Below are 12,865 nucleotides of genomic sequence, written 5' to 3' on the forward strand. Positions count from 1 at the left end.
TTGTGTACGCTTTCAACGCTGAAATGACAGTATGTTAAGCTGAGTTACCAAAATCACTAGCTGACTGACCGTAAACAAAAAAGAGAAGTCCAATTGACTTCTCTTTTGATTTAACTTAATCCAATTTGCTCCTTAAGCTGTTTAACATAAGATCGACTTACGGGAATCTTATCCCCATTCTTAACCGTAATCTGATACGTATGATTAAACCAAGGTTGAATTTCTTGAATAGCTTCACGATTTACAATAAAGCTACGATGCGTTTTAAAGAAACGATTGGAGTCCAATCTATTGGCCAAATGAGTCAATGTTTCACTTGTATCATACTGTTGATCTGTTGTAAAAATATGGCTAGCCCCATTGTCTACACTTACATATAAAATATCCGCCACGCTCAGGATAAAAATACGCTCCTCTACCTGTACAGCTAACGTTTCCCTCCCCTCTTTTTCCTGTAAATGTGTTGTTTCTTTTGTTGAATTGGTTAATTTTAAACACGCCTTTTCTACTGCTTGCTCCACACGTTCTGCTTCAAACGGTTTTAAAATATAATCAATCGCATCTACTTCAAACGCTTTTAATGCATACTCATCATATGCTGTTGCAAATACAATTTGTGGAGGATGCTGCATTCTTTTGAATTTTTCAGCCAAGTCAAATCCACTTTCGTCTGTCAAATGAATATCAAGAAAGACTAAATCCGGTTTTTGATTGACCATTTTTTCTAAAGCTTCTTCAATCGATTCTGCTTTGTCAATTGATTCTACATGACCGTGTAGTTCAACTAAGTAGGCTAACTCATCGCGAGCTAATGGTTCATCATCAACAATTAATATACGCATCTTTTTACCGCTCCTCTTCAATGGGAATAGTTAATAACACGGTTGTACCACCTGTTTCATTTTGAAAAAAATGCAACTGTGATGCTGAACCAAATAAGCCAACCAAACGTTTATTTAAGTTGTCTAAGGCCGTTCCAGTTCCCTTTTCTGACTCGATTGCCTCTTTCCCAATTTTTTCTAAACGATCTGCTGAAATTCCAATTCCATTATCGCGAACCTCGATTGCCACAGTATGGACTTGCTTTGTTAACTGCACCACTATTTGGTTATCTACTTTTCGATTTCCAAATGCATGATGAATCGCATTTTCGACTAAAACTTGTAGCAAAAATGGAGGCAATAACAAGGCATCTAAATCCGAATCAATCTTAAAATTTACTTGGTAGCGTTGTGGAAAACGTGCTTGTTCTAGTGATAGATAGGCTTCCACATGTTTTAATTCAGCGGTTAAGGGAATTAACACTTGTCTAGCTCCTTGTAAATTCGCTCTAAAATAGGTGCTTAATTGAAGTAGTAAGACCCTAGCCTGTTCTGAATTTTGTCTCATTAGAGCGGAGATCGTATTCATGGCATTAAAGAAAAAATGTGGGTTCACTTGAGCTTGCAACGATTTAATTTCAGCATCTTTTAATAATTTTGATTGAATTTCTGCTTCACCTAGCTCCAATTGACTTGAAAAAATAGCACCTAGTCCCTCTGCCAACTGTTCTTCCACATGGGTTAATTTTGTTGGATCCGTAAAGTACATTTTTAAGGTGCCTACAACCTCCTCTTTTGAGGTTAATGGAATAACAATTGCCGCACTTAACTGACAAGTAGGATTGCTACAGCCTATTTGATTTTTTGATTTGGCAATGGCCAGTTGGCCAGTTTTTAAAACATCTCTTGAAAGTTCGGTGATTACTTCTAATTCAGGAATATGGTGATCACTTCCAGCACCTACATGAGCTAAAATTTGATGCGTATCTGTCATACTAATAGCGGCTACTTTTGTGTATTTTTTTATAATCTTGGCTACTTCACGACACGAATTTTCTGTTAGCCCTTCTCTGAAATAAGGGAGCGTTTTTGCTGCCAATTCGAGAACATCATGGGTTTGAACTGCCCTCATTTGTTCTTCTTGTTTAAGTGTCGAGGTAATAATAGATAAGAAAATAAAGGTCCCTATGCTGTTTAACAAAACCATTGGAAAGGCAATAAATTTTACTAATAGCCATCCTTCAGCAACTGTTCCGCTAAAAATAAAAACAAAAAGCATTTGAACTAACTCCATTAGTGCCCCAATCCCGGCTGCTTGTAAAGGAGAAGGAAATTGATTTTCCCTTGAAAAATGAGCACCTACTAAGCCGGAAAAAATACCAACTAAACTAGATGAGAACAAATAAAATAAGGAAGTTCCCCCACCCTGTATGACGCGATGCATCCCAGCAATCAATCCGACTCCTATTCCAACAAACGGCCCTCCAATCAATCCTGAAACGCCAATCGCTAATGTTCGAGTGTTGGCAATGGAAGCATTATCCGATAGAACCGTCAAAAAATCAGTAGAAATAATTTTATTTTCTGTGATTTCAACACCTGTAAAATTAGAAATAATAGCAAATAAAGTAAAAACAGCCATTAATTGAAACTTGGAACTCAACCATTCTCGATTCAATAAAATTGTTTTAAAGTATCTCACATTTACTAATAAATAAGCAAGTAAAATAATTAAACCTACTCGTTCCATCATCATAATAAATAAATTAAACATCGATTACGTCCTTTCATAAAGCGTTCTATTTAGTTTATCATGATTTATAAGAAATAAGCAATTGTACGATTACTTATATAATTACCTCTTAACTAAAAAGAAGTCCCTACTAAAAACTAGTAGGGACTTTTTTTAATTAACTTAAAGCTTCTGTTAATTGAGGAACAACTTGTTTTTTACGTGATACAACACCTTTTAATAGAGCTTTATTATTTTCTAAAGTAACATTAAAGGCTTTTTCAACAGCGGAAATAGGCTCCCCAACTGCTAAGATAACCGAATCGCTATCTAAAATATTGGTTACCACTAAGATAAATAAGTCAAAATCTTCTTTTTTCATAGCGGCTTCTAAATCTGGTTGTTTGATAAAAACATCATTGATATCGACTGTATTGACTTGCGCGATACGAACATTTTTATCCCCCATTGGGAAACTTTTAGCATCCATATTTAATAAGTCAGCTGCTGATTTATCTGCTAAGTTAGTTCCTGCTTTTAATAAATCCAAGCCATAGGTTTCTAAATCGATCTCAGCGATCGTAGCAAGCTCTTTAGCAGCTGCAATATCTTCTTGGGTACAAGTAGGGGATTTAAACAATAAGCTGTCTGAAATGATCGCAGAAGCCATTAAACCAGCAATTTCTTTTGGAATAGTGATTTGATGTTCTTTGTACATTTTCAAAATGATTGTATTGGTACAGCCAACTGGCTCAGCACGGTAATACAAAGGGTTTGCTGTTTCAAAGTTTGCGATACGGTGGTGATCTACTACTGCCAACACTTCAACTTCACGAATATCTGAGACACTTTGTTGAAACTCATTGTGATCCACTAACATTACTTGATTGGTTTCATTTGCAACGGTTTCAACTACTCGTGGTGCTGCTACATTAAAATAGTTTAAAGCAAAGGCTGTTTCTTCACTAACATTTCCTAGCACAACGGCTTCAGCTTCCACACCTAATTGCTTTTGTAAATACGCAAATGAAATTGCGGATGTGATGGCATCTGTATCTGGATTCAAATGCCCAAAAATTAACACATTACTCATATAAAAAATCTCCTTTAAATTCATTAATAGCACTACTTCTTAAATTTAACCGATTAGTCCTCTGATTTCAAGCGTGAATTGTAATCAGATTCAATTAAGTGGGCATCAAAACTGCTTAAAAAGTTTTCAATACGTGGAATTTGATCCTTATCGCTTCGATAAACAAAGGCCATTTTAAACTTAATCGCTGGATCAAAAGGGATGGCTTGAAGCTCTGCCTCACGCTCATGAGCTTTAACGTAAGAATTTGGTAAGGCTGTGTAACATTCAGTCGCATTACTAAATTTATAAAGCTGAGAAGGTGTTGTGTATTGGCCCGCAACTTCAGGTAAATCAGCTAATTGATTTTTGTAACTTTCTTTAATGACTTCATTCATATAGTAAGATTCAGGATAAGTCACCCAACGATTTCCTGTTGTATCTTTCATTTTGATTTTTTTCTTTTTTGAAAGAGCTTCATCATGATGTAAGAAAAGGATTTCTTCTTCCATAATTTTTTTAGATTTATAGGGTTTCCAATTTTTAATGCTTTCATCAGGTAAGTACATAATTGCAAGATCAATTTTGTTGTTTTCTAATTTTTCCCATATTTCTTTACGAGATAGCATTAACAGTGTTATTTCCACGTCGGGATTTTCATGATAGTAATCAATAATAAAGTTAGTGAATACTTTATCTTCAATAGATGACAATAAGCCAATTCTGATTTTTCCGATGGTTGCGCTGGTTGTCTGTTGAATCTCATCCGTTGCGGCATTTAAAATATCATAGACTTCATGTGTCGTACGCAACATGGTTTTCCCAGCATCCGATAAATGTAATTTTTTTCCAACTGAATAAAATAGAGGTGCTCCAGCAATACGTTCTAATTTTTTAATCTGTTGCGTTAAAGCAGGTTGAGTAATTCCAAGTAATTGAGCTGCTTGCGTATAATTCATCGTTTCAGCAAGCTGTAGAAAGTAATTTAAAGTTTTGGATGAAAAAATATTATCCGACTTTGTTTTCATAAAGTATTCTCCTTTAGGATTAATGATAATAACTAATCTTATCATAATCAAAAAATAGAAAAAGAGCAACAAAAAGTTGCTCTCTTCATTATTTTTTACTTATATGTTAATTTAAATAGCCTGTATAGTCCGCTGTTTGTAAAATTTTCTTCGCGTTTTCTACTCGTTCTGTTGCAGGCGTTTCAATTCCTTCTAATGGATAAGGAATGCCTAATTCTTGATACTTATATAACCCCATTGTGTGATAAGGCAATACTTCGACTTTTTGAACATTAGAAAGTGTTTTAATAAAATCAGATAAACGAATTAAATACTCATCATAATCGGTTCTTTGCGGAACCAAAACGTGTCTGATCCAAACAGGTTGATTAATTTCAGATAGATACTTCGCCATTTCTAAAATATTAGAATTTCCTAAACTAGTTAGCACTTTATGTTGTTCATCGTCAATATGCTTAATATCAAATAAAATTAAATCAGTATACTTCATCAGTTCTTCAAATTGGCTAAAGAAAGGTTCTTCACGGGTAAAAGGTTTTCCGCATGAATCAAGGGTTGTATGCACACCTGCTGCTTTGGCTTTTTTAAACAAATCAATTAAAAATTCCATTTGCAATAACGGTTCTCCACCACTGACTGTTATACCGCCATCTTTTCCCCAGTACGTTTTATAACGTAAAGCTTCTGCAAGAATATCGTCTGTCGAACGTTCTTTGCCACCGCCAATTTTCCAAGTATCCGGATTGTGACAAAATTGACAACGCATCCGACACCCTTGTGTAAAGACGATAAAACGAACACCGGGTCCATCCACCGTACCAAAATTTTCAGTTGAATGAATATTACCTATTACAGCTTGTGTCATAACTGCTCCTCATTTCTTTGAATAAAAAGAGATGACGACTGCCACCTCTTTTTATCTAATTTAATTATAGATGATCGTGTGAAGTTCTTGCAATAACATCCGCTTGTTGTTCTGGAGTTAAGTCACGGAATTTAACCGCATAACCAGATACACGAATGGTTAAGTTTGGATATTTTTCTGGATGCGCTTGAGCATCTAATAATAATTCATTTGTAAATACGTTCACGTTTAAATGGTAGCCGCTGTTATCGAAGTACCCATCCATTACGTTACGTAAGTTGTCAATTCTAGTTTCTTCATCTTTACCTAAACCAGTTGGGTTGATTGTTTGAGTATTTGAAATCCCATCTAATGCACAACCATAGTTTAAGCGAGCTGTTGAATTAAGTGAAGCTAATAATCCGTTCTTTTCACCTAAGAATGCGCCATCTTGATAAGATGGATTTGCTCCTGGTGCTAAAGGTTTACCAGCACGACGTCCATCTGGAGTATTCCCAGTAGCTTTACCATAAACAACGTTTGAAGTAATTGTTAACAATGATGTTGTTGGTGTTGAGTTACGGTAAGTGTGTTGACGTTTGATTTGTGTCATGAAGTAATCAAGAATCCAGTTAGCTGTTGCATCTGCTTCTTCTTGATCGTTTCCGTAAGTTGGGAACTCTTGAGTTGGTTTGTAATCAATTGCTAACCCATTTTCATCACGGATAACTTCAACGTTACCATGTTTGATTGCCATTAAGCTATCAGCAGCATGAGAAATACCTGCAATACCAGTTGCAAAAGTACGTTTCAAGTTGCTATCCATTAAAGCTAATTGAGGTGCTTCATAAGCATATTTATCATGCATGTAGTGGATAACGTTTAATGTATTTACATACAATTCTGCTAACCAATCCATAATATCTTTATAACGATCAATAAATTCGTTGTAGTCTAATTTATCACCAGTCATTGGTCTAAATTTAGGTCCAACTTGTGCTTTAGTCATTTCATCTACGCCACCATTGATTGCGTAAAGAACCGCTTTAGCTAAGTTTGCACGAGCTCCAAAGAATTGCATGTCTTTACCAACTACTGTTGCAGATACACAACATGCGATTGCACAGTCATCTGATCCCCAGTTAGCACGTAACAAATCATCATTTTCAAATTGGATTGAAGAACTTTCTTTTGCAATTTTAGCTGCAAATGTTCTGAATCCAACTGGTTCTTTAGAAGAATATAAAACAGTTAAGTTAGGTTCTGGAGAAGGTCCCATATTTGTTAATGTATGAAGAATACGGAAGTCATTTTTAGTAACTAATGAACGGCCATCTAATCCCATACCAGCAATTGATAATGTTGCCCAGATTGGGTAACCAGAGAACAATTGGTTGTAATCAGGTGTACGAGCAAATTTAACCATACGTAATTTCATAATTAAGTGGTCAATTAATTCTTGTGCTTCAAATTCAGTAATTAAGCCAGCTTCTAAATCACGTTGGATATAGATATCTAAGAATGCTGAGATACGTCCAATTGACATTGCTGCTCCATTTTGAGATTTGATTGCTGCAAGGTAACCAAAGTATAACCATTGGATGGCTTCTCTAGCATTTTTTGCTGGTTTAGAGATATCAAAACCATATGAAGCTGCCATTTCTTTAAGTTGACCTAATGCTCTGTATTGTTCTGAAATTTCTTCACGTAAACGAATAACGTCATCTGTCATTACTTTATTCCCAGTATTTGCATGATCCTTAGCTTTTTCTTTCATTAAGAAATCAATACCGTATAAAGCGATACGACGGTAGTCACCGATGATACGGCCACGGCCATAAGCATCTGGTAAACCCGTAATGATTTTGTTTTTACGAGCGGCACGCATTTCAGGAGTGTAAGCATCGAATACACCTTGGTTATGCGTTTTACGCCAATCAGTAAAGATATTTGTCATTTCGTCGTCAACTTCGTATCCATTTGCTTTCAATGCGTTGTTGGCCATGTTGATTCCGCCAAAAGGCATGAATGCTTGTTTCAAAGGTACATCTGTTTGTAATCCAACGATTTTTTCTTCTTCTTTAATTAAATAGCCTGGTTTGTGTGAGGTAATTGTTGCAGGAATATTGCGATCCATGTCGTAAACACCGTTTTTTTCGTGTTGCACATCGAATAATTCTTGCAATTTAGTCCATAGTTTGTCAGTACTTGGTGCGATTGGCTCTAAAAATGAATCGTCGCCTGTGTACTCTGTGTAGTTTGCTTGGATGAAATCTCTTGTGTTAACCGATGTTCTCCATTTTTCGCCTTTAAATCCATTCCATTGTTCCATAATAAAATGAGCCTCCTATGATAACTGTTTTTTTGTTTTTTAATGAACTTTTAACTAAATGTAACAGTTCTTACAAAGACAGTATAACACGCCGATTTAAAAAAACAAGGTTTTTATTCGTATTTATTTTACAAACTTTCGTTTTATCTAGTTAAAATACGTATAAATGTTAATTTAACAACGTTATAAGTATGTGAAATAGTTATTTAACTTTCTGTTTATTTTATAATTCTCCCTCTTTTTTTTGTTCTCTGTTACACTTAACACTCTTTATCTGTACTATAATAGAGCGCGTTTATCCTCATATAATAAAGAAAAAATAATACAGATGAGTCGATCAAGTTCATCTTTGAACTAATTTTTATACAAAAAAAAAGCGCCAAACTCAGAATTTCTTCTTAATTTGACACTTTCTATTTTTATTTTGGCGCATCTTTTGATACTACTGGATACGGTAAGACTACTTGAACAAGCACAGGCTCCCCATCCACTGATTCATCCAAAACAAATGAGCCATTTGAGTAGCGATCACTTACTTGATAGTTTTGACTACTTAATAAAATCTCTTTATCTTTTGTCGTCTGGATAACAATTTCAGTTTCTTTCGTTACTTCAACCATTGCAACAAGACGATGGGGCATTTTCTTAAGTTCTCTTAGAACCATCAGCCCACGTTTTGCTCGACCTAATGTGTCAAAATCGCTAAGATTCATTTTCTTCACACTGCCACGTTGAGTAATCATCATGACGTCAGTTTTAGCTTGATTACGATTAATCAGCAATCCGCCTATTACGCTATCTCCGTCTTTAAGATTAATGGCTTTAACCCCCGCTGCTTTTGCACCTACAACAGGAACTTCAGTAACTGGGTATCTTAAACCAAAACCACGGTTCGTTGCTAGGAAAACATCTTGATTGGCAGTGTCCGTTGAGTAAATAACATTCACTAATTCATCTGTTGCTTGTTTTAACTTAATCGCAACGGAAGCTTTCGTTTTATAACCACGGCCAGCAATAAAGTCTTTGGCTGCTGTTTGTTTGATCATTCCATCTTTGGTAATAAAAGTAAAGGTTGCTTCTGGAAGAAAGTCCACTAATCCAACGGTTTTAACGATAGTTTCGTCAACCGCTAAACCAATTGTTTGAGAAATATGCTCCCCAATATCTTTCCAACGTAAATCTGTGATTTCATGGACTGGACGATAAATCAAGTTTCCTTTGCTTGTAAACATTAAAACGTGATTTAAGGTGTTCATTTGCTTCACAAAGATAGGGAAGTCAGTATCCTTAATACCTAGTTCTTCTGGCTTCGAAGCACTGTAAGAACGTAAACTACTGCGTTTTAAATAGCCTTCTTTTGTAACAGAGACCATTACTTCTTCTTGCGCCACTAAAACTTCGGTATCAATTTTCAGTTCTTCAATTTCATTTTGAATAACTGTTTTTCTAGGATTCGCGAATTTTGTCTTGATTTCCGTTAATTCTTCTTTCATGACACGAGCCATTTCAGAAGGGTCTTTTAAAATTTTTGTCAATTGGCTAATGGTTGTTGCTAATTCTTTCGCTTCTTTTTCAAGTGCGGTAATATCTGTATTCGTCAAACGGTATAACTGCAAGGAAACAATCGCTTCAGCTTGTAATTCTGAAAAATCAAAAGCTGTGATTAAATTTTCTTTCGCATTTTTTTTATCCGTACTGCTACGAATCGTTTCAATTACTTTATCTAGAATTGAAAGAGCTTTGATTAAACCTTCAACAATGTGTTGTCTTGATTGAGCTTTGTTTAAATTGAAAGTCGTTCTTCTAGTTAAGACTTCAATTTGATGATCAATATACGCTGTAAGCATACGAACAATTCCCACTTGTTGTGGGCGTTTTTTATCGATTGCTACCATATTAAAGTTATAAGAAACTTGTAAATCGGTATTTTTTAAGAGATAGTTTAAAATTCCCTCAGCATTTGCTTCTTTTTTTAATTCAACAACAATTTGCAAGCCTGTTCGATCGGATTCATCACGAACTTCTGCAATGCCATCAATTTTTTTATTTAAACGAATTTCGTCCATTTTTTTCACAAGGACAGCTTTATTCACTTCATAAGGGATTTCGCTAATAACAATTTGTTGTTTGCCACCACGCAAATCTTCAAAATGTGTTTTAGAGCGCACAATCACTTTGCCTTTACCCGTTTCATAAGCTTGTTTGATACCATCCAAACCTTGTAAAATTCCACCAGTTGCAAAATCAGGGCCTTTTAAATACTTCATTAAATCTGCCACACTTGCTGAGCGATTATCAATCAAATGAATAGTTGCGTCAATTACTTCACCTAAGTTATGAGAAGGAATATCCGTTGCATATCCGGCTGAAATACCAGTAGCTCCATTAACCAAAAGGTTTGGGTAACGAGCCGGTAAAACAGTTGGCTCTTCGTCCGTGTCATCAAAGTTTAATACAAAATCTACCGTCTCTTTGTCAATATCTTTTAAAAGTTCCGCCGAAATTTTAGAAAGACGGGCTTCTGTATAACGCATCGCAGCTGGAGGATCGCCATCCATACTTCCGTTATTCCCGTGCATTTCAATTAAAACTTCGCGTAATTTCCAATCTTGACTTAAGCGAACCATTGCTTCATAAACACTAGAATCTCCATGTGGATGATAATTCCCAATAACATTTCCGACTGTTTTAGCAGATTTTCTAAACCCTTTTTCTGCAGTATTGCCTTCAACATTCATCGCGTATAAAATTCGTCTTTGAACGGGTTTTAAACCGTCGCGAATGTCTGGGAGTGCACGTTCTTGGATAATATATTTAGAGTACCTACCAAAACGATCCCCCATCACTTCTTCCAGGGTTAATTCCTGAATATCCGATCTAATCTCCATTTTCGCCACTTCCTTCTAGCTCATCTAATAATTCAACTTGCTCAATTTCTGGTTCAAGTGAATCCATCATTTGATTATTTTCTAAGATACTTCCGCCTTCTTCTAATGAGAATTCAACGTGGGATTCAATCCACTTACGACGTGGTTCTACTTTGTCTCCCATCAAGGTGGAAACACGACGTTCTGCTTGAGCAGCGTCGTCAATTCGAACACGAATTAAAGTTCTTGTTTCTGGATCCATCGTCGTTTCCCATAATTGGTCAGCGTTCATTTCACCAAGTCCTTTGTAACGTTGTAAAATATATCCTTTACCAAAGGTTTTGGTCTTAGCTTCTAATTCTTCATCTGTCCAAGCGTATTCAATCACTTCTTTTTTACCGGTTCCTTTTGACAGTTTGTATAAAGGCGGTAATGCGATATAGACTTTTCCAGCTTCAATCAGCGGTTTCATATAACGATAAAAGAACGTCAATAACAGCACTTGAATATGAGCACCATCAGTATCCGCATCGGTCATAATGATGACTTTGTCATAGTTACAGTCTGCTAAATCAAATTCAGGACCAACACCTGCACCGATTGTATAGATCATGGTATTGATTTCTTCATTTTTTAGAATGTCTTGTAGCTTCGCTTTTTCAGTATTAATTACTTTTCCACGTAAAGGTAAAATCGCTTGGAATTTACGATCACGGCCTTGTTTAGCAGAACCTCCGGCTGAGTCTCCTTCGACTAGGTAGATTTCATTCCGTTTTGGATTTTTGCTTTGTGCAGGCGTTAATTTCCCTGATAAAAGTGATTCATTCTTTTTACGTTTTTTCCCGTTACGACTTTCTTCTCTGGCTTTTCTCGCCGCGTCTCTGGCTTCTCTCGCCTTAATGGCTTTACGAACCAACATTTGACTGACTTCGCCATTTTCAATTAAATAGAAACCAAGTTGTTCCCCAATCACGGCATCAACAGCAGCTCTAGCTTGCGGAGTACCTAGCTTGCCCTTTGTTTGTCCTTCAAATTGAAGAAGATCTTCAGGGATACGCACAGAAATGATGGCCGCTAAGCCTTCTCTAAAGTCGCTTCCTTCTAAGTTTTTATCTTTTTCTTTTAATAAACTTACTTTGCGAGCATATTCATTAAAGGCTTTTGTTAAAGATGCTTTCATACCCGATTCGTGAGTCCCACCATCTTTTGTACGCACATTATTAACGAAGGACAAGATATTTTCTGAATAGCCATCATTGTATTGAAAAGCAAATTCAACTTCGATTTGGTTGTTTTCGCCAGAAAAATAAGCAACTGGATTTAATGTATCTTTTTCTTCATTTAAATACTCAACAAATTCTTTGATGCCTTCTTCGTAATGGAAAATCTCTTGTTTTTCAGTGCGCTCATCAATTAGTTCAATTTTTAAACCTTTTAATAAGAATGCAGATTCTCTTAAACGTTCAGATAAAATATCGTATGAATACTTAACTGTCGAGAAAATAGTTTCATCTGGTTTAAAATGTACGATTGTTCCATTTTTTTCTTTTGTGGTTTTAACTTTTTTTAATGTATCTGCGGGAATTCCGCCATTTTTAAATTTTTGTTGATACATCACACCATCACGAACGATGGTAACAGTTAGCCATTCTGATAGAGCATTTACAACGCTGGCACCCACACCGTGAAGTCCACCTGACGTTTTATAACCACCTTGTCCAAACTTTCCTCCCGCATGTAGTACAGTAAAAATTACTTGTACGGTTGGGATGCCTGAAGCATGCATTCCAACTGGCATGCCACGTCCATTATCCTTAACGCTGACACTATTGTCCTTGTGTAACGTCACAGTAATTTCAGTTCCATAACCGGATAAAGCTTCGTCTACTGAATTGTCTACAATTTCATAGACTAAGTGATGCAACCCTCTACTATCGGTTGAACCGATGTACATACCTGGGCGTTTTCTGACCGCTTCCAGTCCTTCTAGAACTTGGATTGCTTCGTCGTTGTATTCCATATTTATTTTTTTGGGCATTCTCAAAACTCCTTAGACCATAGAAAATAGGCGCATATTACTTGTATAAGTGGCGCATCTACACAATGATACTCTATCTTTCAAGCAATGGAAAGCGAAAATCATCTTTTTTACTAAACTATCGAAAATAC

At 36.0% G+C, this 12,865-nt stretch carries 8 protein-coding genes; all 8 read right to left on the reverse strand.

Annotation, left to right across the window (positions count from 1 at the left end):
- Nucleotides 1-110: 110 nt before the first annotated feature.
- Complete coding sequence (locus CDIMF43_RS08325) at nucleotides 111-842, reverse strand: LytTR family transcriptional regulator DNA-binding domain-containing protein (protein WP_109841740.1); 732 nt, start codon at nucleotides 840-842, stop codon at nucleotides 111-113.
- Nucleotides 843-846: 4 nt separating this feature from the next.
- Nucleotides 847-2,595, reverse strand: coding sequence for a sensor histidine kinase (locus tag CDIMF43_RS08330; protein ID WP_109841741.1), 1,749 nt, complete (start codon nucleotides 2,593-2,595; stop codon nucleotides 847-849).
- A 136-nt stretch (nucleotides 2,596-2,731) separates the two neighbouring features.
- Nucleotides 2,732-3,646, reverse strand: coding sequence for a manganese-dependent inorganic pyrophosphatase (locus CDIMF43_RS08335; protein WP_109841742.1), 915 nt, complete (start codon nucleotides 3,644-3,646; stop codon nucleotides 2,732-2,734).
- Nucleotides 3,647-3,699: 53 nt separating this feature from the next.
- The gene (locus CDIMF43_RS08340) at nucleotides 3,700-4,653 is read right to left on the reverse strand and encodes a LysR family transcriptional regulator (RefSeq protein WP_074402731.1); all 954 of its coding nucleotides are present in this window, start codon (nucleotides 4,651-4,653) and stop codon (nucleotides 3,700-3,702) included.
- Nucleotides 4,654-4,759: 106 nt separating this feature from the next.
- The gene (gene pflA, locus CDIMF43_RS08345) at nucleotides 4,760-5,518 is read right to left on the reverse strand and encodes a pyruvate formate-lyase-activating protein (protein WP_074402730.1); all 759 of its coding nucleotides are present in this window, start codon (nucleotides 5,516-5,518) and stop codon (nucleotides 4,760-4,762) included.
- Nucleotides 5,519-5,582: 64 nt separating this feature from the next.
- Nucleotides 5,583-7,829, reverse strand: coding sequence for a formate C-acetyltransferase (gene pflB, locus CDIMF43_RS08350; protein WP_074402729.1), 2,247 nt, complete (start codon nucleotides 7,827-7,829; stop codon nucleotides 5,583-5,585).
- Nucleotides 7,830-8,248: 419 nt separating this feature from the next.
- A complete protein-coding gene (gene parC, locus CDIMF43_RS08355; RefSeq protein ID WP_074402728.1) occupies nucleotides 8,249-10,717 on the reverse strand; it encodes a DNA topoisomerase IV subunit A in 2,469 nt (822 codons plus the stop codon).
- The gene (gene parE / locus CDIMF43_RS08360) at nucleotides 10,707-12,734 is read right to left on the reverse strand and encodes a DNA topoisomerase IV subunit B (protein ID WP_034569676.1); all 2,028 of its coding nucleotides are present in this window, start codon (nucleotides 12,732-12,734) and stop codon (nucleotides 10,707-10,709) included. The genes parC and parE overlap by 11 nt, the downstream gene beginning before the upstream one ends.
- Nucleotides 12,735-12,865 lie beyond the last annotated feature (131 nt).

It is taken from the genome of Carnobacterium divergens, from assembly GCF_900258435.1.
Lineage (GTDB): Bacteria > Bacillota > Bacilli > Lactobacillales > Carnobacteriaceae > Carnobacterium > Carnobacterium divergens_A.

What these genes read in the sequence shown, in the direction of transcription:
- CDIMF43_RS08330 (WP_109841741.1), bottom strand. Translation starts at nt 2,595, where the DNA reads ATGTTTAATTTATTTATTATGATGATGGAACGAGTAGGTTTAATTATT.
- parC (WP_074402728.1), bottom strand. Translation starts at nt 10,717, where the DNA reads ATGGAGATTAGATCGGATATTCAGGAATTAACCCTGGAAGAAGTGATG.
- CDIMF43_RS08340 (WP_074402731.1), bottom strand. Translation starts at nt 4,653, where the DNA reads ATGAAAACAAAGTCGGATAATATTTTTTCATCCAAAACTTTAAATTAC.
- CDIMF43_RS08335 (WP_109841742.1), bottom strand. Translation starts at nt 3,646, where the DNA reads ATGAGTAATGTGTTAATTTTTGGGCATTTGAATCCAGATACAGATGCC.
- pflA (WP_074402730.1), bottom strand. Translation starts at nt 5,518, where the DNA reads ATGACACAAGCTGTAATAGGTAATATTCATTCAACTGAAAATTTTGGT.
- parE (WP_034569676.1), bottom strand. Translation starts at nt 12,734, where the DNA reads ATGCCCAAAAAAATAAATATGGAATACAACGACGAAGCAATCCAAGTT.
- pflB (WP_074402729.1), bottom strand. Translation starts at nt 7,829, where the DNA reads ATGGAACAATGGAATGGATTTAAAGGCGAAAAATGGAGAACATCGGTT.
- CDIMF43_RS08325 (WP_109841740.1), bottom strand. Translation starts at nt 842, where the DNA reads ATGCGTATATTAATTGTTGATGATGAACCATTAGCTCGCGATGAGTTA.